23 protein-coding genes and 1 pseudogene are annotated in these 25,128 nt (G+C 34.5%); 18 read left to right on the forward strand and 6 right to left on the reverse strand.

Annotated features, from left to right (window positions below; genetic code table 11):
* Positions 1-11 precede the first annotated feature (11 nt).
* From MVE64_RS27455 to MVE64_RS18435, 3 genes are read left to right on the forward strand one after another with little or no spacing between them, the layout of a single operon-like run.
* Positions 12-140 carry a symporter small accessory protein gene (locus tag MVE64_RS27455; protein ID WP_281730387.1) on the forward strand — a complete coding sequence of 43 codons (129 nt, stop codon included), beginning with the start codon at positions 12-14 and terminating at the stop codon, positions 138-140.
* Entirely contained in the window at positions 115-1,422 is a 1,308-nt protein-coding gene (locus MVE64_RS18430) for a sodium:solute symporter family protein (protein WP_247340129.1), read from the forward strand. The genes MVE64_RS27455 and MVE64_RS18430 overlap by 26 nt, the downstream gene beginning before the upstream one ends.
* Positions 1,419-1,715: a hypothetical protein gene (locus MVE64_RS18435; protein ID WP_247340130.1), complete on the forward strand. Its 297-nt coding sequence runs from the start codon at positions 1,419-1,421 to the stop codon at positions 1,713-1,715. The genes MVE64_RS18430 and MVE64_RS18435 overlap by 4 nt, the downstream gene beginning before the upstream one ends.
* Positions 1,716-1,884: 169 nt before the next feature.
* Here the strand turns inward: MVE64_RS18435 and MVE64_RS18440 are convergent, their stop codons facing one another.
* The 5 genes from MVE64_RS18440 to MVE64_RS18460 form a co-directional block, all read right to left on the reverse strand.
* Entirely contained in the window at positions 1,885-2,271 is a 387-nt protein-coding gene (locus tag MVE64_RS18440) for a 5-carboxymethyl-2-hydroxymuconate Delta-isomerase (RefSeq protein WP_247340131.1), read from the reverse strand.
* A gap of 25 nt (positions 2,272-2,296) precedes the next feature.
* Positions 2,297-3,037: a fumarylacetoacetate hydrolase family protein gene (locus MVE64_RS18445; protein WP_247340137.1), complete on the reverse strand. Its 741-nt coding sequence runs from the start codon at positions 3,035-3,037 to the stop codon at positions 2,297-2,299.
* A gap of 11 nt (positions 3,038-3,048) precedes the next feature.
* A complete protein-coding gene (locus MVE64_RS18450) occupies positions 3,049-3,810 on the reverse strand; it encodes a fumarylacetoacetate hydrolase family protein (RefSeq protein WP_247340139.1) in 762 nt (253 codons plus the stop codon).
* A 146-nt stretch (positions 3,811-3,956) separates the two neighbouring features.
* Positions 3,957-4,607, reverse strand: coding sequence for a GntR family transcriptional regulator (locus MVE64_RS18455; protein ID WP_247340141.1), 651 nt, complete (start codon positions 4,605-4,607; stop codon positions 3,957-3,959).
* A gap of 56 nt (positions 4,608-4,663) precedes the next feature.
* Positions 4,664-5,566: a LysR family transcriptional regulator gene (locus tag MVE64_RS18460; protein WP_247340142.1), complete on the reverse strand. Its 903-nt coding sequence runs from the start codon at positions 5,564-5,566 to the stop codon at positions 4,664-4,666.
* A gap of 226 nt (positions 5,567-5,792) precedes the next feature.
* On the opposite strand from MVE64_RS18460, the gene hpaI reads away from it, so the two are divergent.
* The 10 genes from hpaI (at position 5,793) to MVE64_RS18510 (ending at position 18,117) form a co-directional block, all read left to right on the forward strand.
* Positions 5,793-6,719 (forward strand): 2,4-dihydroxyhept-2-ene-1,7-dioic acid aldolase, encoded by a 927-nt coding sequence (hpaI, locus tag MVE64_RS18465; protein WP_247340143.1) that lies wholly within the window; start codon positions 5,793-5,795, stop codon positions 6,717-6,719.
* Positions 6,720-6,760: 41 nt separating this feature from the next.
* The gene (hpaE, locus tag MVE64_RS18470; protein WP_379052858.1) at positions 6,761-8,269 is read left to right on the forward strand and encodes a 5-carboxymethyl-2-hydroxymuconate semialdehyde dehydrogenase; all 1,509 of its coding nucleotides are present in this window, start codon (positions 6,761-6,763) and stop codon (positions 8,267-8,269) included.
* Between the two features lie 28 nt (positions 8,270-8,297).
* Positions 8,298-9,779, forward strand: coding sequence for a 4-hydroxyphenylacetate 3-monooxygenase, oxygenase component (hpaB, locus tag MVE64_RS18475; RefSeq protein WP_247340145.1), 1,482 nt, complete (start codon positions 8,298-8,300; stop codon positions 9,777-9,779).
* 13 nt (positions 9,780-9,792) lie between these two features.
* The gene (gene hpaD / locus MVE64_RS18480; RefSeq protein ID WP_247340146.1) at positions 9,793-10,776 is read left to right on the forward strand and encodes a 3,4-dihydroxyphenylacetate 2,3-dioxygenase; all 984 of its coding nucleotides are present in this window, start codon (positions 9,793-9,795) and stop codon (positions 10,774-10,776) included.
* Positions 10,777-10,859: 83 nt separating this feature from the next.
* Positions 10,860-12,305 carry an aldehyde dehydrogenase family protein gene (locus MVE64_RS18485; protein ID WP_247340147.1) on the forward strand — a complete coding sequence of 482 codons (1,446 nt, stop codon included), beginning with the start codon at positions 10,860-10,862 and terminating at the stop codon, positions 12,303-12,305.
* A gap of 14 nt (positions 12,306-12,319) precedes the next feature.
* On the forward strand, positions 12,320-12,778 hold the full coding sequence (locus MVE64_RS18490; RefSeq protein WP_247340149.1) for a flavin reductase family protein: 459 nt from the start codon (positions 12,320-12,322) through the stop codon (positions 12,776-12,778).
* Positions 12,779-12,800: 22 nt separating this feature from the next.
* Positions 12,801-13,655 (forward strand): FAD synthetase family protein, encoded by an 855-nt coding sequence (locus MVE64_RS18495; protein WP_247340151.1) that lies wholly within the window; start codon positions 12,801-12,803, stop codon positions 13,653-13,655.
* Between the two features lie 289 nt (positions 13,656-13,944).
* On the forward strand, positions 13,945-14,754 hold the full coding sequence (locus MVE64_RS18500; protein ID WP_247347147.1) for a helix-turn-helix domain-containing protein: 810 nt from the start codon (positions 13,945-13,947) through the stop codon (positions 14,752-14,754).
* A 326-nt stretch (positions 14,755-15,080) separates the two neighbouring features.
* Positions 15,081-16,574, forward strand: a complete 1,494-nt coding sequence (locus tag MVE64_RS18505) for an aldehyde dehydrogenase family protein (protein ID WP_247340155.1) — start codon at positions 15,081-15,083, stop codon at positions 16,572-16,574.
* A 160-nt stretch (positions 16,575-16,734) separates the two neighbouring features.
* Entirely contained in the window at positions 16,735-18,117 is a 1,383-nt protein-coding gene (locus tag MVE64_RS18510) for an aminotransferase family protein (protein ID WP_247340156.1), read from the forward strand.
* Between the two features lie 158 nt (positions 18,118-18,275).
* Here the strand turns inward: MVE64_RS18510 and MVE64_RS18515 are convergent, their stop codons facing one another.
* Complete coding sequence (locus MVE64_RS18515; protein ID WP_247340158.1) at positions 18,276-19,097, reverse strand: AraC family transcriptional regulator; 822 nt, start codon at positions 19,095-19,097, stop codon at positions 18,276-18,278.
* A gap of 194 nt (positions 19,098-19,291) precedes the next feature.
* On the opposite strand from MVE64_RS18515, the pseudogene MVE64_RS18520 reads away from it, so the two are divergent.
* The 5 genes and pseudogenes from MVE64_RS18520 (at position 19,292) to MVE64_RS18535 (ending at position 24,933) form a co-directional block, all read left to right on the forward strand.
* Positions 19,292-21,111: pseudogene (locus MVE64_RS18520) on the forward strand (primary-amine oxidase).
* The gene (locus tag MVE64_RS27460; RefSeq protein WP_281730505.1) at positions 21,051-21,242 is read left to right on the forward strand and encodes a copper amine oxidase; all 192 of its coding nucleotides are present in this window, start codon (positions 21,051-21,053) and stop codon (positions 21,240-21,242) included. The pseudogene MVE64_RS18520 and the gene MVE64_RS27460 overlap by 61 nt, the downstream one beginning before the upstream one ends.
* 62 nt (positions 21,243-21,304) lie before the next feature.
* Complete coding sequence (locus tag MVE64_RS18525) at positions 21,305-21,880, forward strand: hypothetical protein (RefSeq protein ID WP_247340160.1); 576 nt, start codon at positions 21,305-21,307, stop codon at positions 21,878-21,880.
* An 82-nt stretch (positions 21,881-21,962) separates the two neighbouring features.
* Complete coding sequence (locus MVE64_RS18530; protein WP_247340161.1) at positions 21,963-23,375, forward strand: APC family permease; 1,413 nt, start codon at positions 21,963-21,965, stop codon at positions 23,373-23,375.
* 622 nt (positions 23,376-23,997) lie between these two features.
* Positions 23,998-24,933: an AraC family transcriptional regulator gene (locus tag MVE64_RS18535; RefSeq protein WP_247340163.1), complete on the forward strand. Its 936-nt coding sequence runs from the start codon at positions 23,998-24,000 to the stop codon at positions 24,931-24,933.
* The last annotated feature ends 195 nt before the right edge of the window (positions 24,934-25,128 follow it).

The following is a 25,128-nucleotide window of genomic DNA, read 5'->3' on the forward strand; positions in this document are numbered from 1 at the left end:
GGGGTAATTGTATGTTGGGGATGGAAGATATAACAATAACTTTCGCTTGGTTAGCAACTGTTTTAACAATGATAGGTTGTGTTATTTATGGAGTAATTATGTGGAACCGTGGTGATGACGACGAGGAGGAATCGAGATGAATTTAGCAAATTTAATTCCAATTGTCATTTTGTATCTGGTCATTATGTCAGGCTTGCTTATTATGGTTATCGTACAACAAGGTCAAATGAAGATTACTTAGTTGGGGGAAGAAATACAAATGCAATCATCATGGCCCTTTCTTATGGAGCAACGTTTACTAGTACCTCAGCCATAATTGGGTTTGGTGGATTGGCAGCTATGAATGGGTTTGGTCTTATTTGGTTGGCATTTTTAAATATATTCATTGGGGTATTTATAGCATTTGCTGTATTTGGAAAAAGAATTAGAAAATTATCAGTAAACTTGGAAGCGTATACTTTTTCTGAACTTCTTGGTAGGCATTATCAATCTAAATTTATAACTATCCTTTCTGGAATGTTCATTTTTATATTTATGCCTGCATACACAAGTGTGGTCCTAATTGGTGGAGGGAGGTTTCTCGAGCAAGCTCTATCAATCGATTATAATATTGGACTTCTAATTCTTGCAGTTATAGTTGGAATCTATGTTATTGGTGGCGGAATTAAGGCGGTTTTATACACAGATGCCTTTGCGGCTGCTATCATGATTATCGGTATGGCAATCTTTTTATTTATGAGCTATCAAGCAGTAGGTGGCATAGTAGAAGGACATAATACGTTAACTTCAATGGAAGACTTAGTTCCACAGGCACTAATTGATCAGGGCCATCAAGGTTGGACATCAATGCCAGCTATTGGATCACCGATGTGGTGGACACTTGTAAGTACAATCATTATGGGGGTAGGAATTGGTGTTTTAGCTCAGCCACAGTTAACGATGCGATTTATGACAGTGAAAAACAATAAAGCGATGAATCGCTCGGTTTTAGTTGGTGGAGTATTTATGTTTTTTATAACTGGAGCAGCTTATATGATTGGGCCAATCAGCAATGTTTATTTTTATAAAAATGAAGGAGACATTGCGATCAATATAGCGAATGGAAATCCTGATCTAGTTATTCCGATGTTTATTAGTGAGATTATGCCAGAGTGGTTTGTTTATTTGTTTACATTAACACTAATTTCAGCTGTTATTTCTACAATAAGCTCTCTTATTCATCTTCAAGGAACAGCATTTGGTCAAGATATATTAAGTAATTTGGGTATAAAATCTGTTTTAGGTATAGATAGTTCACGTATTGGGGTTCTGATAGGCTTGCAGGTGCTGTTATTCTATCCTATATATTACCTGGTGGGGTCATTGCACAGGCAACAGCCTTTTGGTTTGGAATTTGTGCAGCTGGATTTTTACCTACGATGATCGGGGCTTTTTATTGGAAAAATGCAACAAAGCAAGGGGCAATCGCAAGTATCTTAACAGGCTTTTTAGTGAGTGTGTTTGGTTTTCTATTTTTACATGCAAAAGAAGCTACTGCGTTTGGTTTATCGAGAGCAGTATTCGGTCAAGATACATTATTTGCTTTTCCGTTAACACATATAGATCCACTATTTTATTCATTGCCACTCTCGACAATTGTATTTGTGGTTGTTAGTTTGATAAGTAAATCCAAGGATCAGAAGATAGATGTTAACGGCGCCAATGAAGCTGGTTAAAGGATAAAAGGTTAAAGGGACAGTCTCCAAATTGAAGGGGGCTGTTTTTTCTGTTAGAAGGGCATTTTTAATGATGAAGGATGTAACTTGTTATGTAATTAGAACAACTGATAAAAACAGACCAAATCTTTATGATTGGTCTGTTTGAATATTTTCTCTATTTTTACCTCTATTTTTTAAATCTCTTATGAATATTATTTTGCTTATACGTCCCTGCCTCACTAAATTCAAAAAGTTCCATAGATAGTGCTAAATATCTTTTTCCATAAAGTTCAGCAAAATGATCTTTTATGGCATTGAAGATCTCTTCACAAGTTTCATTTTTAGCTTCTTCAGATCGACCTGCTCCAATCTTAAGTGTAGCATGAACAAAAGCATCGTCTTCTTTTCCATCTGCAATATAGTAGTCTTTTAATTCAATTCCTCGTGAACGTATTCCTCCTACGGGGAAAAGAGGAGCCTTTGAGATTAGAATATGATTAACTTTTTCTAGCAGCAAAGGAATATTAGCATCGTTTTTAATATTATCTGTATATTCAACAATAAAATGGGGCATTCTTAATCCTCCTTGAGGTGTAGGGTTAGTCACTAATGATTGTGTTTACTAATCTACCAATTCCTTCAATTTCGGTAATAACCTCATCGCCAACCTTTGTATTAATTAATCCTTTAGGTGTACCAGTAAGGATGATATCGTTTTTATTTAATGTCATGAAACTACTTAAATATTCGATTAGCATTGGAATATCAAAGATCATATCTTTAGTTGTACCTTCTTGAGTAACTTTTCCGTTCACATATGTACGCAATGTAAGATTCATAGGATCCGGGATATCTTTTGCATCTACCAACCAAGGACCGATTGGGGTACATGTGTCGCGATTTTTAACTTTAAGATTTGGTCTATAGTAGTTTTCAAGATAATCTCTGATTGCGTAGTCATTTGCGATTGTATATCCTGCTACGTAATTATAGGCATCTTCTTTTTTTATATTTTTTACTGTTTCTCCAATAACAACAGCTAGTTCACATTCATAATGCATATTTATTGCGTCTGAAGGACGTACTGTTTTGGAACGATGTCCGACAAATGTATTAGGTCCTTTTAAAAAAACAAGCGGCTCTGTTGGTGCATTAAACGATAATTCCTTTGCATGATCTGCATAATTTAAACCTAAAGCAAATACTGTCTGTGGCTCAACCGGTGGTAACCACACAACTTCTTCTTCCTTAACAATCAGACCATTTGCTAATTTAACATTTCCTTCCGATTCCTCAGCAGAATGGATAGAACCATTATAAGCTACACGTGCTGTTTTCATCGTAATTCCCCCTATAGTTTAACTGTATTTTCTAAAGAGCCGATGCCTTCGATCTCAATTCGTATGTGATCAAGATTTTGTACTAGAGGTTGATTTTCAGGGACACCTACTAGAAGAGTGTCACCTTCATTGAAAGTCATAAACTGGGAAACATCAGAAATTAGTTTAACGACAGAACGTACTAGATTTGCAGTTGAATTTTGTTGTCGTAATTCACCATTAATGAAGACTTTAATTTCAAGGTTATCTGGATTTGCTATTTCTTCTTTTTTAACAATCCAAGGAGCAACTGGACAAAAACCGTCTCTTGCCTTTTGTTTGATTGCTGGTCTGAAATAACTTTCATGTGGAATGCTGACATCGTTTACAATTGTGTATCCTAAAACATAATCCAATGCATTCTGTTCACTAACCATTGAAGTAACCTTATTAAAGACGATCCCTAACGCTGCTCCAATCTGAAGTTCACGAGTATCGTTAGGTAGAGGGATCGGTTTATTAGATCGATTTAAAGTATTTACAGGTTTAATATATAAGACAGGAGCTACCGGTGGATTTTTATAAGGTGCTTCATTCAATTGAGAACCTAGTTTTTCTAGTTCACCTTTATAATTTAATAGAGTTCCGTAAACTGTTCCGTTAATAGGAACATCTAGATTACATTTATCCAAAGCTAGGGTTTCTTTTGAAAGGGTTAATGCTTTCTTGTCAGTATCTATGACAACTTCTTGCAATGTTCGGGTTTCAGAAAACTTTACATAACCGTTCTTCATTTCATTCACTCCTATAAACTCTTATTTGAAAGGGTAGAAAAATGAAAGGATTCAGAAAATTAAATATCATATATAAAATCATATATGATTTTTGGAGTGTTTTCAAATAATAATTCTTGAATTAAAAAATCCTAATGAAAAAGTCATTAGGATTCTTGTTGTTCTATAAATGTTTGAAGAGTATTTAGTTTATGTTGTCTTGCTAGGCTCTCAATCTTTATTAGGTTTTTATCATCTTGCAATATAGAGATTAGTTGATCATGTTCTTCAATTGATTTTGGGGTTCTTTTTAAGGTAAAGGAACTTCTTATTTTACGAACGGCATCAATTCGATCCCAAAGTTGTTCAATATTTTTTATTAAAAGTTGATTAGGGCAATAGGAATAGATAAAGAAATGAAACGTTCTATTTAATGCACCTATTTTTTCAAAATCAAAATCTGAAAGGGCCTCTTTCATTTCTTGATTATAGTCTTTTAGAGTCTCTAGTGCCTGAGTTGATAGATATGGCGTACTTATAGCAGTTGCGTATCCTTCTAGAAGGGCAAGTACTTGCAAAGATTCTTTATAAATTTCATCATTAACCCCTTTAACCACTGCACCGGTATTTGGTGTATACTCAATCAGTTCTTCTGATTCTAACTGATGAATTGCTTCACGAACCGGAATATGACTTGAGCCAACCTCCTTTGCGATTTGATCAATGATAATCCTTTGGCCAGGAACATAGACTCCTTCTATAATTCGTTTACGGATCACTTCATATGCGATTTGTCGTTTATTAGGCTTTTTATTCATATCAAAAATATAGAGTAATTTTCATGTAATGACAAATAAAAATTTTAATTTAGGAGTTAAAAAATGTTTGCAGTTTCTAAAAAAGTATCTAAAAAATGCTTGGCACTTTTAGATAAATAACGATCCTTTAACCATATAACTGCTGATTCTGACATGATTTCTGAATCTTCTAGTTGAAGTGTGATTGTATTAGATAAATGAATTGAAGACAAAGTTGATTGTGGAACAATGGTTGCACCAACTTCTGAATCGACGAGGGAGAGAATCATAGATGCATCAGGACATTCTAGGATGACATTTGGTATAAACCCATGTCGTTTACATTCATTAATGATGATTTCAAACTGACCTTTACCATTAATACGGTGTAATAATAACAATGGAAAGTCTTTTATTTCGTTCATTTTTACTGATGTTCGATCCCCGATACGTTCTTTCCACGATTTTGGAATAACAAGTACATATGGTTCTTTTGGGAGAGATAGCATTGAAAATTCAACATCGGTTCTCTCAAGTGGTAGTCTTGTTATAGCGATGTCAATCGACCTTTTCGTAAGAAGCTCACAAATATGAAATGTATCACCTTCACGTAGTTGAAAAGTTACTAGGGGATACTTTTCTCTAAAGTTTTGAATTCGTTTCGGTAAATAAGAAAAACATGATTTACTGGCTCCTACAGCAATAACCCCTTTTAGTCCTTCACCTGTTTCTTTAACTTCAACAATGGTTTCATCCATTTGAGATAAAATTTTTATTGCTTTCTTATAAAGAACTAATCCACATTCAGTTAACTCCATATTACGACCATTACGCTCAAATAATTTTACTTCAAGTTCTTCTTCTAATTGTTTTAGTTGTTGACTTAATGGCGGTTGTGCCATGTGCAGCTTCTTAGCAGCACGAGTAATTTGTCCTTCCTGGACAATTGTACAAAAGTAATGCAATTGTTTAATATCCATTTATGTTCCTCCTTCTCTAGATAACTAACATACTTACTAATCAGGTGTTAATAGGTTTTACTTCTAACATGTTGCGTGTTCTGAAGTATATGTTTTTCGTATGGAAAACAAATTTTATCTATATTTTTCATATAACATAGCACATGTTAATCTATTTATGAAAGGGCTTTCAAAAAATTTAAATATCAAAAGTTATTTTTAAGAGAATAAGAGGAGGAATAAATTCATGTCAAGATTCGCAGAAGCAAAGCAAAAATTTAGAGGTTCAATTGCACCAATTGTTACACCATTTAATGAAGACAACTCCATAGATTTTAAATCCTTTGAAAATCTTATAAATTGGCACATTGAAAATGGAACACATGGTATCTCTGTAACAGGTACAACAGGTGAACCAAGTTCATTAACAGTTGAAGAAAGAGTCCAAGTAATGGAAGCTGCAGTTAAAACAATTAACGGCAGAGTACCATTCATCCCTGGAACAGGTTCAACAAACCATGAGGAAACTCTTTACTTAACAAAGAAAGCACAAGAGATCGGTGCTGATGGAGCAATGGTCATTGTGCCTTATTATAATAAGCCTTCACAACATGCTTTATATAAGCATTTTAAAGCGGTAGCAGATTCAGTTGATATTCCAATTATTATTTATAACATCCCTGGGCGTACAGCAACAAATCTACAAGTTGGCACATTAGCTAAATTAAGCAAAGATTGTCCAAATATAATCGGAGTAAAAGAATCCAATAAAGATTTCGAACATATTAACCGGGTGTTACACGAATGTGGAAGAGACTTTCTTCTTTATTCAGGGATCGAGTTACTTTGCTTCCCGATGTTAGCAATCGGTGGTGCTGGTCACATTAGTGCAACAGCAAATATTGTGCCGGATAAAGTAGCAGAAATTTATGATGCTTGGAATGAAGGAGATGTACAAAGAGCACAAGATCTTCATTTTGAGTTAATGGAATTAAATGACGTGCTTTTTAAGGATACAAATCCAGCTCCACTTAAAGCTGCAATGGGTATGATGGGAACAATTAAACCAATATTAAGATTGCCTATGGACCTTCCAACACAAGAATTACAGGATGAAGTTCGAGAAGTACTAAATAAATATGTTGAACTGCCAGATGGTGTCGTATCTAAATAAAGTCAACCTATTATAAGAGGTGAGAGAGATTGGTAAACCATATAACAGAAAGAAATAGTAAAGAAACTAGTTTACAAGTGAAAGATGTAGATTTATATATTAATGGGGAATTTGTAAAGTCGGAATCCTCAACTACTTTCCAAAATAATAGTCCATTTACGAATAAGGTAATCAATCAGATTGCTGAAGGGCGAAAAGAGGATATTAAGAAGGCTGTTACAGCAGCAAAAGATGCATTCGAACAAACTTGGAGTAAGTTAAAGATTGCTGAAAGAATGACGTATATTAACAAAATTGCTGATGTCATTGATGAAGAAATTGAAGAGATTGCAGTATTAGAATCAATTGACACTGGATTACCGATTAGCCAAACAAGAAAAATGGTTGCTCGTGCTGCTACTAATTTCAGATTCTATGCCAAGATGGTTGAATCTAAACTTCATGGTGAAGCCTATCAACAGGATGATGAGTTTATTAACTATACAGTCTATAAACCTTTAGGTGTTGTAGGACTTATTACTCCATGGAATGCACCATTTATGCTTGAAACATGGAAGGTAGCGCCGGCGCTTGCAACAGGTAATACAGTTGTGCTTAAGCCAGCAGAGCTTTCTCCATTAACAGCAAATAAATTAGCCGAAGTCATTGATAAAGCAGGTTTACCAAAAGGAGTATTTAACGTAGTACATGGTTTTGGTGAAACAGCAGGTGCTGCCCTAGTTGAGCATCCAGATGTAGAAGCGATCTCCTTTACTGGTGAAACAGTTACGGGTAGCACAATCATTAAAAATGCTGCAGATACACTAAAGAAAACATCGATGGAACTAGGCGGTAAATCACCATTAATTGTTTTCGATGACGCTGATCTAGATCGTGCTCTAGATGCAGCTGTATGGGGAATCTTCTCTTTCAATGGAGAGCGTTGTACTGCTAACTCAAGAGTGTTCTTACACAAAAATATTAAAGATCAATTTGTTGAAGCGTTAAAAGAACGAGTATTTAACATAAAAATTGGTGATCCAATGGATCCTAGTACACAACTTGGTCCACTCATTGAAACAGAACACTTCAATAAAGTAACTAACTTTATTAAGATTGCTAAACAAGAAGGTTGTGAGGTTGTTCAAGGAACAGTACCAGAGGAATTAAAAGCTGGAAATTTTGTTCCACCAACATTACTACTTAATGCAACAAATGATATGCAAGTTTGCCAGGAAGAAATCTTCGGTCCAGTCATGGCTGTTATTGAATTTGAAACAGAAGAAGAAGTGATAGCTGCAGCAAATGACGTGAAGTATGGCCTAGCTGGATATGTTTGGACAAATGATATAAAACGAGGACATCGTGTTGCACAAGCAGTTGAAGCAGGAATGCTATGGATCAACTCACAAAATACTCGTGATTTACGTATTCCGTTCGGTGGAACAAAAGCAAGCGGAATCGGACGTGAGGGTGGACATTATGCCATTTTTGAATTCTATACAGAACCTAAGGTCATTCATGTTGCATTAGGTGATCATCATATTCCACAGTTTGGAAAAAATAAATAAGGTAAACAACACAAGGGAGGAATTAATCATGGGGGCAAAAACAGGTAAGGAATATATCGAACGCTTAAAAAAGGCAAATAATAATATTTATATTCACGGTGAAAGAGTTAAGGATGTGACTGAACACCCAGGTTTAAAAGGTGTTGTTCAATCCATGGCAAACCTTTATGACTTACAATTTGAAAAGCCTGAAAAAATGTTATACACATCTCCAACTACAGGTGAAAAAGTAGGGACAACATTCTTACAACCAAGAACAATTGATGACATTGTAGCAAGAAGAGAAGCGATTCAGGAGTGGGCATTAACGAATGGTGGAATGATGGGGCGTTCTCCAGATTATTTAAATGCGGAAGTCATGGCAATGGGTGTTTCAAATGAGTTGTTTGGTGAAGCAGATCCAATGTTTGCAGAAAATGCACGCAAATATTACGAGTTTGCTAGAGAAAACGACATCAGCTTAACACATACATTAATTCACCCACAGGTTAACCGTGCAAAAGCACAGCATGAACAAAAAGATGCAAACGTCGCTCTTCACCTTGTCGAGAAAACAAATGAAGGAATTATTGTTGATGGAATTCGTTTATTAGCTACTCAAGGTGGAATTACAGATGAAATCTTAGTATTCCCATCAACGGTTAAAAAAGCTGGAGAAGAGGATGATCCATATTCATTAGCGTTTGCGATTCCAAATAATACACCAGGTCTGAAATTTATTAGCCGAGAGTCTTTTGATTATGGAAAAAATGCTTATGATCACCCACTTTCTTCAAGATTTGAAGAAGGAGATGCGATTGTCTCTTTTGAGAACGTTTTCGTACCTTGGGAGCGAGTGTTTGTTTGTGGTAACTCATCTATTTGTAATCGTACATTCCGTGAAACAAATGCAGTTGTTCATATGTCACACCAAGTTGTATCTAAAAACATTATTAAAACTGAATTTTTATTAGGTGTTGCATTATCAGTAATGGATGCGATTGGAATTGATCAATTCCAACACGTTAAAGACAAAGGAACAGAGATCATGCTTACTTTAGAGGCAATGAAATCTCACCTTTATCGTGCAGAGCATAATGCAAAACTAGATAAATGGGGAACAATGACTCCTGATTATGAAGCTTTAGACGCTGCTCGTAACTGGTTCCCAAGAGTTTATCCACGCCTAGTCGAAATCTTACGGGTATTAGGTGCATCTGGATTAATGGGTATTCCAACGGAAGCCGATTTTAATAATGAAGAAATTGGTCAAATTATTCATAGAGGACTTCAAGGTAAAAATTTAGAGGGCTATGAGCGTGTTCAATTATTCCGCTTAGCTTGGGATATTACCATGAGCGCCTTCGGTAGCAGACAAATGCATTATGAGTACTACTTCTTTGGTGATCCAATTCGTATGGGAATGACATATTTCGATAACTATCAAGTAAAGGATCAATTAAAAGATAGAGTAACAGATTTCCTTGGAAAAGCAGCAAAAAATACAAATTCTAGTTTTCTTAATGTATAAGGGGGAGCTTTAAATGAATTTTGATATTATTCGTACGGCAAGAGCGATTCTTCATGTTACAGATTTAGAAAAATCAAGAGATTTCTATTTAAGAGGACTTGGATTTATCGAGACTGAGTCTGATAACTCAACGATTTACTTAAGAGGATTAGAGGAGCATGTACACCATAGCTTAGTTTTGAAAAAAGCGGACACTCCAGCTGTTGAAGTAATGAGCTATAAAGTTCGCTCTGAAGCCGATCTAGATTCATTAGCGGTATTTTTTGAGCAACGTGGTCACAAGGTGAAGTGGTTAGAAGAAGGTACTCAACATGCTGTTGGTCGTGCGTTTAGAACACAAGATTTATCAGGCTTACCAGTGGAATACTTTGCAAAAATGGACACAGTTGAAAGAATGCTTCAACGATATGACTTATATCAAGGTGCTAAGGTTCAACGCATTGATCATTTTAATAACATGGTTCCAGATGTTGAAAAGGCACACGACTTCTATATTAATGCATTAGGCTTTGCATGTTCAGAATATACAGCATCTGAAGAAGGGAAAATTTGGGCAGCATGGTTACACAGAAAACCAAGTGTTCATGATGTTGCATTTATGAATGGTCAAGGTCCTCGCTTACATCATATTGGTTTCTGGTTAAGCGACCCAATGAGTTTAATTCATGGATGTGATGTTTTAGCTTCTATTGGTTATTCTGACAGTATTGAACGTGGACCTGCAAGACACGGATTATCAAATGCGTTCTTCTTATACTTAAGAGATCCAGATGGACATCGTATTGAGTTGTACAATGGAGATTATTTAACGAGTGATCCTGACTTTAAACCAGTTCGTTGGGACTTTAATGATAAGAGAAGACAAACTTTCTGGGGAGCTGAGGCACCAGATAGCTGGTTCAACGAAGCTTCAACAGTATTAGATGTTCATACAGGTGAACCTGTTAAAATAGAAGCTGCAAAGTTAAAGCAACATAAGCCAGTATTTGTTATATAAGGAAACCTAGAGAGAGCTACTACTACTTTGAGAAACAATTATAAAGTTCTCTCTTTGTTCTACCTTAAAAAGGAGGTGCTACTTTGAAAACACTAGGTGCGACGACTTACAGAAGAAGATTATTTATTAACGGAAAATGGATTCAATCTCAAAATTATGTAACTTTAAAATCTCCTTATACATTAGAACCTATTGCAGAGATTCCTAATGCTACTGATGATGAACTTGAGCAGGCAATTGCTGCTGCTTATTCTGCAAGAGAAACAATGAGAAAAATGCCCATTCACCAAAGATCTACAATACTTGAACGACTGGTATCCCTTTTGTCAGAAAGGTTCGAGGAAGCTGCACAGTTGATTGCACTTGAAGCTGCAAAACCAATCAGAACTGCAAGAGAAGAAGTTAAACGAACCATACAAACATATAAATTTGCTGCCGGGGAAGCAAATCGAATTGGTGGTGAAACTCTACCTTTGGATGCAGCTCCAGGTGGTGAAAACCGTTTAGCTTACACAGTAAGAGAACCTCTAGGTGTAGTTGGTGCGATAACACCCTTTAATTTTCCAATGAATTTAGTTGCACACAAAATTGGTCCCGCTATTGCAACAGGAAACTCGATTGTATTAAAACCAGCTACACAAACACCACTTTCAGCCTTCTTTTTAGCTGAACTTTTACAAGAAGCAGGCTTACCTGATGGAGCATTAAATGTTGTAACAGGCAGTGGAAGAGTTGTCGGTGAAGGAATGGTAGTGGATAACCGAGTAAATATGATTACATTTACCGGTAGTCCTGAGGTAGGAATCGGCATACGAAATAAAGCAGGCTTAAAAAGAGTTACTCTTGAATTAGGTTCAAATGCAGCCGTTATCCTTGATAAAGGAATTCAGATTGAGAAAGTAGTAAAAAGATGTGTTCTAGGAGCATTTAGTAACCAAGGCCAAGTGTGTATATCACTTCAACGTATCTATGTACATGAAGAGATATATCAAGACTTTGTGAATCAATTTGTAGCAGAAACAAAAGGGTTAAAGGGTGGCGATCCATTAAATGAGGAAACAGATATTTCAGCGTTGATTTCTCAAAATGATGTCACTAGGTCTCTTACTTGGATACAAGAAGCAAAAGACGGTGGAGCTGACATTTTAACAGGTGGTTATGCAGATAGCACGGTACTTCTTCCAACCGTGATAGTTAATGTGAATCCAAATTTGAATGTATCATGTCAAGAGGTTTTTGCGCCAATTGCTATCATAAATAAGATGAATAGTGTGCAAGAAGCAGTTGAACAAGTAAATAATTCCCGATATGGATTACAAGCAGGTATATATACAAATGATATTAACTTAGCCTTAGAAGCAGTTGAGCAATTGGAAGTAGGAGGAGTCTTAGTCAACGATATCCCAACCTTCCGAGTGGACCATATGCCATATGGTGGAGTCAAAGAAAGTGGTACCGGTAAAGAAGGCATAAAATATGCAATTGAAGAAATGACAGAAATGAAGTTGGTTATTTTTAATCGTAATTAAAAGGAGTGTTTAAAATGGATGATCGTACATTTCGTAATGCAATGGGGAAATTTGCTACCGGTGTAACAGTCATTACAACTTCAGTAGAAGGTGAACCACACGGTATGACAGCAAATGCTTTTATGTCAGTCTCACTCTCTCCAAAACTAGTTTTAATCTCGATAGGTGAAAAAGCAAGAATGAATGAATTGATTAAGAAATCAGGGAAGTTTGCCGTAAGTATCTTAAGTGAAGAGCAAAAGGAAATGTCGATGATTTTTGCAGGTCAAATCAAAGAAAAGCGTGATGTTGATTTTAAATGGATGAATGAATTACCAGTGATTGATAACGCACTTGTAAACCTTACATGTAATGTACATGAATCTTATGTTGCAGGAGACCACACGTTATATGTTGGAGAAGTTACGGATATGTCATTAGCAGATGGTAAACCTTTATCGTTCTTTGAAGGACAGTATAAAAATATTAGCTAATAATAAAATGGGGTGAAGAAGAATGGAGATTGTAAATTTAGAATATCTAATGAATCCGAATGTGAAAGTTTTAATGGAACCATGTGTGATGGCGCTTGGCTTTTTTGATGGAGTACACAAAGGTCACAGAAAATTAATAGAAACAGCAAAAGCAATTGCCAAAAAGGATAACCTAAAATTTACAGTTATGACCTTCTTTCCTCACCCAAGTAATATTATTCCTTCTTCTAAAAAAATTGATCGTTATATAACACCATTACCGATAAAAAAACAATTATTTAAAGAAATGGGTGTTGAAACCTTAATTATTGTTAATTTTAACACGAACTTCGCAAAGCTTTCTCATCAGCAATTTGTAGAAGATTATCTAGTTGGTTTCCAATGTAAGCATGTGGTTGCAGGATTTGACTTTACCTATGGTTTTAAAGGAAAAGGGAACATGGAGCAATTAGTAATAGATAGCGATGGAAGGTTTGAAGTAACAACTGTCCAAAAACTAGAATGTCAGGAAGAAAAGATCAGCTCCACGATCATTAGAGAACTTCTTAACATTGGAGATGTTCATAGAATTCCCTTGTATCTAGGGGACTGTTATTCTATTAAAGGAATTGTTACACATGGAGAAAAAAATACAGGTGATTCACTTAAAATAAACATTGATAAAAATTATCTACTTCCTTTGATGGGTTTATATAAAGTGAAACTATTAGTAGACAATCAAGTGATTTTCGCTAGAGTTATGATTCCTACAGAAAATAAAGGCTCTTTAGTCATTAACATCGATCAACATTTCATGAGAATGATTCAAAAACATATTAAGATTTCAGTTATTAGTAGAATAGTAGGAGAAACAGCGAAATATAGACAAATTATATAATCTTTACAATTACAACAATTATGACAGACTAGGGATACAATTACTGTATCTCTTAGTTTCATTTTATTATTATGTGATTCATTTCCCAGTAATTGGTAGAAGATCCATTTTAAATGTACAATTATAAAGTTAATAAAAATGTTAATCTATCGTCTTAGTATGATTTAATGATTTTTTATCTTTCATATACCAGTAGTTTGTGAACGTTTTCTTTGTAGGTTTTATATTTTTTAATAGATTCAACTTACTGAATTAGAAGATAGGAAAGGGAGTTATCACCTTGACTAGAATGTTGAAAATGAATACACAAGATTTTGTCCCGCTACAACCTGGGTTTGAAATGAACACTAGTTATTATGTCGAGTTTAAGGAGAAAGATCAGCAGGATGGTTCAACTACTTTGTTTTATCAATTTAAAGTGAAAGAAGAAGTAGCTAATACAATGACAGTTATTCCAGACGGATGTATAGATATATTATTTTGTTGTGATCCTGAACATCCATATGCCAAAGTATGTGGCAGTGTCCTTACAAGTAAAAAAATACAATTGCAGGCAAATCATGAATATTTCGGAGGGAGGTTTTTACCGAAATCAGAATTAGATTGTTCGAGGTATTCAATTAAAGATATCATTGATCATGAAATACCTTTAAATGAAATGTTTTTGATAGATCATTTGAGTATTCAGGAAATTGTTAAGCAAAAAGACTTTGTTGAAAAAATAAAGTTATTCAATAATATGCTTAGAAATATTATTTTTGCGAGCAATTCAGCAACAACCTCTATGAAGTTTGCTTTAAGAAAAATGTACTCTGTAAAAGGGAACATTACTATGAATGAATTGGCAGAAGAGATTGGTTGCTCAACGAGATACTTAAGGAAATACTTTGAGCAATATATTGGCATATCTCCTAAATTATTTAGTCAAATCTTAAGGTTTCAGTATTCTTTATATCTGCTTACGAAAACGAACGAATACAATATACGAGATATTATTTATGAAATAGGTTATTATGATCAAGCACATTTTATCAATGAATTTAAGAAATTTAGTCATTTGACCCCGAAAGAAATTCTACTTCAATCTATTAAAAATTAAGCTCTAATAAACTATGTCTAGGTATCCCTTCGTGTTTATACAGCAGTTTGTTCATCTGTAATGATTGGGTATCTAGATGATCAATTCATTAAATAATCACTACTCTTTATCTAATCCTTTTTTATATAATTCTCCTTCATCACCCTACTTCATTTTATTTTTCTTAACGTAATAATTTAAAAGAACTGAAATTTGTTCCGATTTATCCAATAATTAAATATTTAAAACGCTTACAATAAAATTAACATATTATTTTTACACCAATTTGATCTAATTTTGAAGCTATTTGTCTATAAAAAAGGTTATCACTTTGAAAGGGGATTTATATGACACAGAAACAGGCATTAGATCTAAACTGTTTTGAATGGGCACAAACAATGAACAAAAATTTTGTTGGTGGCCAATGGATAGAAGGTGAAAGCGGTAGAATCTATTCTATTAAAGATCCTTTTGATCAATCAGATATCGTTTCCGTGCAATTAGCAAATGTTGTACAGATTAAAGAAGCTTATAATAAAGCCAAATTGGCACAAAAGGATTGGGCAAAATCTACTCCAGAGCAAAGAAGAGAAGTGTTAACGAAAGCATTAAATTATTTAGAGAAAAATAAGAATCATATTTTGGAATTAATTACTCGTGAAACTGGCGGTACACTACTTAAAGCTCATGTTGAGTTTGGGTTTGGAGTTAGTGACATCAAAGACGCAATCAATATGGTTGATGAAATCTTTTCACCCAAAGATTATTCATCTGCTACACCAGGCAAGGTAAATCGTGTATATAAATTGCCTTTGGGAGTCATTACTTCCATAACACCTTTCAATTTTCCATTTAATATGGCAACAAGAACGATATTCCCTGCGATTGCTCTAGGGAATAGTGTGGTTCATAAACCAGATATTCAAGTTGGTATCGTTGGCGGACAGGTATTTGCTAAGGCTTTTGAAGAAGCAGGTCTTCCTGCTGGAGTGTTCAACTCTATCTTAACTGATTTGCAAGAATCGGGAGATGAATTCATAACAAATACAAACTCCTCGTTCATAAGCTTTACTGGTTCAACAGCTGTTGGAAAACATATTGATAAAGTAACCGGTGGATCGCTTAAACAAAAAGCATTGGAACTCGGAGGAAACAATCCTTTAGTTGTACTGAGAGATGCAGATGTAGAACAGGCTGTAAAAATAGCTATATTCGGCAAGTTTTTACACAGTGGTCAAATCTGTGCAATTACAAATCGAATTATTGTTCATAGAGAAATTTATAATGAATTTGTTGCTAGATATGTAGAGAAAGTAAAGGGTTTAACAGTGGGAGACCCAAAAGATCCTAACACGAATATTGGACCTGTCATTAATGAGAAGCAAGCAGATAAAATTATGGATTTAGTAAATACAGCTAGAGAGAATGGTTTGAAACTTGCAGTAGTAGGTGAGCGCAATGGTAATGTAATTTCACCGTTCGTATTTGTGGATGTTCCTCATCAATCTTGTCTTGCTTCGTGTGAGATTTTTGGACCGGTAGCACAAATAATTCCTGCTGAAAGTGACGAAGAGGCTATTCGTTTTGCTAATGACACAGAGTATGGATTATCGTCTTCTATCATAACTAGTGATTTGGAAAAAGGAGAAATGTTGGCTCTTGAAATTGAATCTGGAACAACACATATAAACGATATGCCTGCAGTTTTGGAAGGTAATATGCCATTTGGAGGAGTTAAACAAAGTGGTGTTGGACGTTTTGGATATGAATGGATTGTAGATGAGTTTACTGTTACTAAATGGGTTTCTATTCAAAAGAGTAAACTGGATTATCCATTTTAACTGTAACTCTGATAAACTTTTTTCAATGTTCTAGAGAGTCTTGGAGCCTCCTAGGTAAAAGAATCTTAAGGCTCTTTTTGACACGTCTGATCTATTTGTTATATTTGTTAAATTAATAGGTTCATACAGTTTTTTGTATTAAAGTTAGGAGGATTTAGGTATGGTTCAAACAAAAAATCAAACAATTTTAACACGAAGTGAATTAGCCGAAATTGATAAAAAACATTATTTGCATCCAACAACTCCACCTAAACTTCATTATTTACAAGGGCCTTCAACCATTTTTTCAGAAGGTAAAGGTGTGTATCTGAAAGATATAGAAGGTAAAGAACGGATTGATGGAGTATCAATGCTTTGGAATGTTAACCTCGGTTATGGAAATGAAGAACTTGCTGAGGCAGCGAAGGAACAAATGTTGAAACTGTCGTACAGTTCTTCATTTAGCGGGCAATCAAATGAACCTGCAATTTTACTGTCTCAAAAGGTAGCTTCACTAGCACCAGGAGATTTAAATGTTTGCTTTTTTACATCAGGTGGATCAGAGTCCAATGATACCGCATTTAAATTAGCCCGTTTTTATTGGAAATTAAAAGGAAAGCCAGAACGCACAAAAATTATATCATTAGAACAGTCATTCCATGGAGTTACTGTAGGTGCTACTAGTGCTACAGGTATCGAAGGTTTTCAAAACTTTACGACATCAAATGCTCCAAACTTTTTAAAAGCAGAAGCACATGCATTAGAAGCAGAACTTGGTGATAAAAATGCACCAAATTATTCACGTTCCATTCGTGGAGTTATTGAGGCAGAAGGTGCTGATACAATTGCGGCTGTAATTGTGGAGCCGATTCAAGGTGCTGGGGGAGTAAGATTCCCACCTGAAGGATATCTTCAAGCAGTTCGTAAACTTTGTGACGAACATGGTATTTTAATGATTGCAGATGAAGTAATCTGTGGATTTGGTCGTACAGGAAAAATGTTTGGTGTCGAAAATTATGAAGTAGTACCAGACTTCTTATGTGTAGCAAAAGGTATTTCCAGTGGATATGCACATCTCGGAGCTGTAGTCATGAGAGAACATATTAGAGAAGTATTTGTTAAGTCAGATGAAATGATGTTCCATGGATTTACATATAGTGGGCATCCAATGGCATGTGCAGTCGGTTTGAAAAACCTTGAAATTATTGAAAGAGACCAACTTGTTGAGAATAGTAGAATTCGTGGTGAAGAGCTTCTTAGAGGCTTAAAGTTCTTAGAGAGTAACTTTAAACATGTAACACAAGTGAGAGGTCTTGAAATTTTATTAGCTGGAATCGAATTATTAAAAGATCCTGAAAATGGTGTACCATTTGACCCTACAGATCATGCTGCAGCAAGATATACAGAAATTTGTATGAATTTAGGGTTACAGTTACGTTCTTTTGATTGGAAAGGTACTAATACTGTAGCCTTAGCACCACCACTTATTATTACGAAGAAGCAAGTGGAAGACATGATTAATATCATGTCAGATGCACTTATTGCATTCGAGAAGCAAGTTTAAAGGTGATAAAAAAGGCTCCGATATAATGTGTAATTATTAGGAGCTAGTATTTGTTTTGGTAGGAAAGCGTTTACTTAAAGGTGGTCATGGTCATTAAGGGTATTTTGCAAGTATGTTAGAGGCACGAAGTAAGTTATGTGCCTCTAACAAAAATTATTTTAATAACTTTTAGATTTCGATGAACAAACAACTTCTTTATATTCGTGAGGAGTAAGTAATATATACTTTTTAAATTCTCTGTAAAAGTGAGATTTATCATAATAAACATGTTCATCAACTAAATGATTTTGGTAATTGTTGTCTTTCATTAATTTATCAATAGAAAACTGTAACCTAACAATCGTACTAAATTGTTTAGGTGAAAATCCAACATATTCTTCAAACTTTTTCCGTAAATAACGAGCTGAATAGCCGGTTTCATCGGACAAATCATTTATTTTTACTAATCCATTGGATAAATATATTCGATTTAAACAATAATTAATGAATCTCTTATCATAATCCATTTCATCAACAGTCTCGGTATCTAATAATGAAAGAAACCATATCATACGCTTGTTAAAATCATTAATATTAGCAAGTTCCTCAAGAATGGACTCATTTAAGTATGACACTTCAAATAATGAAAGCTTCTTGTGGTGAATAATTTCTCTTTTAGAGCATTTAAATGATAATTTGCTTTGTAAAGGATTTAATCGTACACCAAAATATTCTGCATTCTTCTCAAATAACTCAGAGCTACGTTTTTCAGGACTAACTGCAACAAAAGCAGAAGGGGTTGTCGAGTTAAGGTTAAAAAGTAGATCTATACAACCATCAGGAATAACCGGTGTTAGAATTTCATGCTCATTTGTATTAAATTGATAGAACAATGTAACATCAGTTTCTTCATAATTTTTTAGTGAAAATTCCTTATATAAATGACAGTTCTTTATCATTTCTGGTTGAGTAGGATTGAAAATGGAGTAAACATTTTGCATAATCAATACTCCTTATTAGTAGATTAATAAGCATTATTACAGATAGATTATAGGGTAGGAAGGAAATGAATACAAAGATTATGTTATATTTTATAACGTTAAATGTTATAAAACTTCACTCGTTCCGTTTTGTACAATGATAAAAGTTTGAATTATCATTATATTTTGAATAAGTAAAAAAGGAGGAATCAACAATGAGTATTCAAAAAGTAATAAGTGTAGTAAATCACCCTCTGGAGCCATTAACAGGTGAAGAGATTAAGAGTGCAGTAAAAATTTTAAAAGAAAAACAAATGCTAAAAGAAAGTGTCCGATTTGGAACTGTAGTATTAAAAGAGCCAACAAAAAAAGTAGTTCTTAATTATAAAATAGGTGATCCAATAGTTAGAGAAGCATTTATTGTTGTGTTAGATAATGAATCGGAACAAGCATATGAAGCGGTTGTTTCAATTACAAATGAAGAAGTTGTGAGTTGGGAACATAAGCATGGGGTTCAACCAGGAATTATGCTAGATGAATTTGAAGAAGTTGAAAAAGTTGTTAAAGATTGTCCTAAATTTCAAGAAGCTTTATTGAAAAGGGGCATTACCGATGCAGATTTGGTTATGGTAGATCCGTGGTCAACTGGACATTTTGGAATTAAAGAGGATGAAGGAAAACGGTTAGCACGTGCTATTTGTTGGGTAAGGAAGTTTCCAACTGACAATGGATATGCTTACCCATTAACTGGCATTGTTGTGTATGTTGATCTTAACAAAATGAAGGTTCATAGATTTGAAGATCATGGAATACGTCCTATCCCACCAACAGATGCTAATTATACGCCTGAAACTTCAGATAGTATTACCCCTAGAAATGACTTAAAGCCATTAGATATTATCCAGCCAGAAGGACCTAGCTTTGAAATCGATGGTCATAATATAAAATGGCAAAAATGGGATATTCGATTTAGTTTCACACCGAGAGAAGGTCTTGTCCTTCATACCGTGGGGTATGAGGATAAGGGGAAAACTAGACCAATTCTTTACCGGCTGCATTGTCTGAAATGGTTGTTCCATATGCTGACGGCAGTTTTGCCCATAATACTCAAAATGCATTTGATGCTGGTGAATATGGTATGGGACAATTGGCAAACTCATTAGAGTTAGGCTGTGATTGTCTTGGGGAGATCACATATTTTGATGCAATCATGACAGATAGTAAAGGAAACGTACGAACAATTCCTAATGCAATTTGTCTTCATGAAGAAGACTATGGAATTGCATGGAAGCACACGGATTGGAGAACAGAACAGGTGGAAGTTCGTCGTTCACGCCGCTTGGTTCTATCATTTTTCTGTACAGTTGGAAACTATGATTATGGATTCTACTGGAGTTTTTATCAAGATGGAACAATTGAAATGGAAGTTAAGTTAACTGGTATGTTAAATACAGGATCATACGATGAAACAGGAAAATCAAGGTATGGTACGGAGATTGCCCCACAATTAAACGCGGCGTATCATCAACACTTTTTCAACTTCCGTTTAGACACGATGTTAGATGGACTACAAAACTCAGTCGTTGAAATCGAAACTTTACCTGAGGAAGAAGGTCCACATAATCCATATAATAATGCATTCTATGTCAATTCAAAAACATTTAAAACAGAAAAAGAAGCACAACGTATTATGGATTTAACGACTCAACGGACTTGGAAAATTATCAATCCAAATTCTTTGAATGCAGTTGGAACTCCTGTTGGTTATAAAATTATGCCAGGGGAAAATTGTTTCCCATTTGCAAGCAAAAAATCAAGTGTGATGAAACGTGCTTCTTTCCTTGATAAGCATTTATTTGTCACTCAATTTGATCAAAATGAGATGTATGCTTCTGGAGCATATCCTAACCAACATCCTGGGGGGATGGACTTAAAAAATATGCAGAAGCAGACCGAAATATTGAAAACGAAGATATTGTTGTTTGGTATACTATGGGACACCACCATATTACAAGACCAGAGGATTGGCCAGTAATGCCCACTGCGTATATTAGTTTTCAATTAAAACCAGTCGGATTTTTTGATCGTAATCCAGCGATTGATTTACCACGACCGGCATCTAAGAAAAGTTGTCATTCAAAGAATTCTAGTTCTAGTTGCCACTAAAAAATTTCAAGAGGGAGTAATTTTCTTGCTCCCCTTATTAAATCAACAGGAGGAATACAGAGGTGGAATTGATTAGCTTATTCATTTTAATAGCATACAGTCTTTATTTCTATATTCGTTATCATTCACTTGGCGATAAGCAAATTAAGTCCTTGGGTAAATGTGTACCGATGATTTTAGGAATGACAAGTAGTATCGTTATTGGGTTACTCATTGGTGTTTGGTTGCCAGAAATGCTTGCTTTGTCAACCATTTTATCAATTTTATTTAGTGCAATAATTGCTTATCTAATAGGTAGTAGATTTGGTTTAAATGGAGTCCTAGAAGCTCAAGGCTCAAGCTTAATGGGGGCGATGATGGGGGCGATGTTAGGTGTTATGCTCTCAGCAAATGAGATCAGCCTTATGATCATTGCAGTTGACTTCATTTATTTAGTAAGTATGTTTTTTGTCATGATCATGCTCACAAAGGATTCTGTTGAAAAAAAACAATTATCCTTTAAAAGCATGCCGGCAACATTTTATCTTATCTTTATTATTTGTTTAAGTATTATAGGTGGTATGGGAATATTACAAACGGGGGCTTTTGATTCACCGGAAGGTATAGAAAATCAAGTGAACCATTCTCATACTCATTAGTTATAAGTTGTTAAGAGATAACTAGATAAATTGCACCAAAAATATTTTGAATATTCAAAATATAAATTCAGGAGGTTGTATAGTGACTAATCAATTAAAAAGAAAAATTGGTTTATGGACAGCGATTGCATCTGCAGTAGGAATCGTTGTTGCCTCATCTGCAATGGTGTCTTTAGGTCAAGGGTTTGGTATTGCTGGTCCAGGTTTTATTATTGCAATGGTTGCTGCAATGTTATTAAATGTCTTTGTTGCCTTTACTTTTTCAGAGCTATCAGGAATGATTCCAAGAGCAGGGGGGATGGTTCATTATACGCTACCTACAATGGGACCACTCGTTGGGATGGTTTCTGTATTAAGTGGATACGTGCTAGTAAATATGTTTGCAGGAAGTGCAGAAGCTCATATAGCAGGCATTGTCATCCACGAAGTTTTTGCCCCAGCTATTTCTCCTACGTTAATCTCAGTCGCATTTGTTATACTTCTAGCATTAGTTAATATTAGAGGAGTTGAACTATTTAGTAAGGTTCAAATCGTCTTAACTTCAGTTATGATTCTATCAATAGTATCTATTGGGGTAATTGGTCTTACAGGAATAGGTGGAGGGGAACCAATTGAAACCAATTTTGAATTTAACTCATTAGGAATGGGGATTTTCGGATTAACTGCATTAGCATTTTGGTTGTTTGTTGGAATAGAATTTGTAACACCAATGGCAGAGGAATTAAAGAAACCAAAGTTATATATACCACTTTCAATGATACTAGGACTTTTTATTATTTTAATAGCTGATTTTATTTTTGGAAGCGCAGCTATTAAATATGTTCCATTAGATATATTAGCTGGTTCAGATTCACCACATATGGAGGCAGCATCTGCGATTTTAGGTAGAACAGGACAGATATGGATTGGTCTAGTCACCATATTAGCAACTGCAAGTACATTAAATACTTTATTATTTGCTATACCGAGAATGCTATATTCAATGGCTAATGAAGGACAGTTACCTATGGTGTTTGGGAAATTAAACAAATGGGGAGCGCCTTGGGCTTCAATCTTGTTTATGGGGAGTTTGTTTTTGATTTTTGTCATCTTCGGAGTTACTGGTGCATCATCTATCACAACATTTATTTTAGCGGGAGCATTTTGTTGGTGTATTACTTATATCATTGCTCATCTCAATGTTATCATCTTACGCTTCAAATATCCTGATGTTAAACGATCTTTTAAATCTCCATTAGGTATTACATTTCAGGTTATCGGTATAGCAGGTATGGTTTATATGTTATTTAATATCTTTCCTGATCCTGTTGTGAAGGCGCAAATTTATCAATATGCCCTAATATTCTTGCTTATAACACTGGTTTATTCTGTAATATGGGTGAAGTTGAAAATGAAGAAAAAGTTATTTGAGACAACGACGATAGAGGAGTTGTTGGTAGAGGATACATCAGAGGAAATTCAAGTAGATGTTCATGATGAAACGATAAAAGGATAATCATGGGAGATAATAAGTGTACCATTCACTTGTAATGGTACACTTATTTATTTTTTAGAACACATACTCTTAATTGCACAAAAATTGCACAGACTTAATTTATTTACTTGTTTTTAATTAACTTATTCAACAACCACAAACCAAAAACGTTGATATATCAATACTTATTTAACTCAATTCTATTACATTTAACTCTATTAATTCCCCACCTAATTTGACAGGGTAGGGGTCGGGGGTTCGAATCCCACTCGGAATGGTCTAATGAAGTAACATTGAAATCTATACAAGAGGGATTAAATATTTTAGTAAGTAAATAGTTTTGTTTCTATGGTGTGAGTAATGAGCTTCACCTACACTAGATTTAGTATGAAAGTAAACATAGAGAGAGCTCTAATGAATGAAGTGCTATATAAAGCAGAAATAAATTCATTTTGAAAATATCTATCCTTTTTGTGGTGATAAAATAAATAAAAGCAATATTCAGTTAAACTGAAATATTGCTTTTTGCTATATATCAAATTAGATTAAATATAAAATCTTTATTTTGTTATCATAAAGCTATTTAAATACACTGTATTTATTAATACAATTAAAATAGCACATACTGATGAGGTGATATCTTTTGATAAGTACAAATGAATTATTATCAGGTAAAACGGCCTTGAACAAATATCTTCATCATGTATCACATCATGAAATCTCTTTTCATGTCCATTATTGGGGTGTAATGCCAAATCATTATAATACTTTGTTCCATAAACATTCTTTCTACGAAGTATGTTTTGTAGTGGACGGTGAAGGTGAATATATTGAAAATGATTCAACTTTCAAGTTACAAAAAAATAAATTATTTCTTTCAAGACCTGATGTTTTACATCAAATAAAGAGTGAAAATGGATTATTCCTTATTTATATAGGATTTGAACTAATAGAGTCAAAGTCTAGTGATAAGTGGATAGAGACTATGAAGCAAATTGAGAAATGCAACGAGATCGTAATTGATGTTGAAGAAGGGGCATCTTTCGTGCTGCTATGGGAATCGTTGCTTTCTCAGGCATCAAAAAGTGATCATCTCTACTTTGAAGAAATACTTGTAAACACAGCTTATTCTTTGATTCTTTCTATACTGGAAAGGTTTAGCCGAATGGTTGTTAGAAGTTCAACTAAAAAAGAATTAGAAAAAAATACATCACCAATTCTAGCTCAAGCTATTCTGTATATTCAAAATAATCTATCAGATAACTTAAAACATAGTGATATTGTGAAGCATTTGCATATTTCTGCTCGACACTTAACTAGGCTTTTCGTAAAAGAGCTAGGAATGAGTTATACAGAGTATGTAAAGAATGAAAGGATTCAAAAAGCAGCTTTGCTCCTTAAAACGACAAACTTAAGTATAAAAGAAATTAGCGAAAAAACAGGATTTAAGAATGTTCATTACTTTACTCGTGTTTTTGCAACAACAGTTAGACATCCTCCTGGTATTTTTCGAATGCTTTATACTAATCAAGAACATCTAACTTATTCAGAGAATGAGAAACCTTCACGTCCAGAGTGAGCTTTTCTTCATTAATAAAGTAATCATTTAATAATATAAATGTATTACAAGTGTGCAGACAAGTTTCAAGACCAATGACCCACTACACACCTGGAGTAGATCTGTCAGTTGGGTTTTGAATTATATCAAGGTAAATAATGTCCTTAAAGTATAAAAAATTGTCTATTTTTTGCAAATACAAATATCCACTACCTG

Origin of the sequence: Metabacillus endolithicus (assembly GCF_023078335.1) — a bacterium.
GTDB lineage: Bacteria > Bacillota > Bacilli > Bacillales > Bacillaceae > Metabacillus > Metabacillus endolithicus.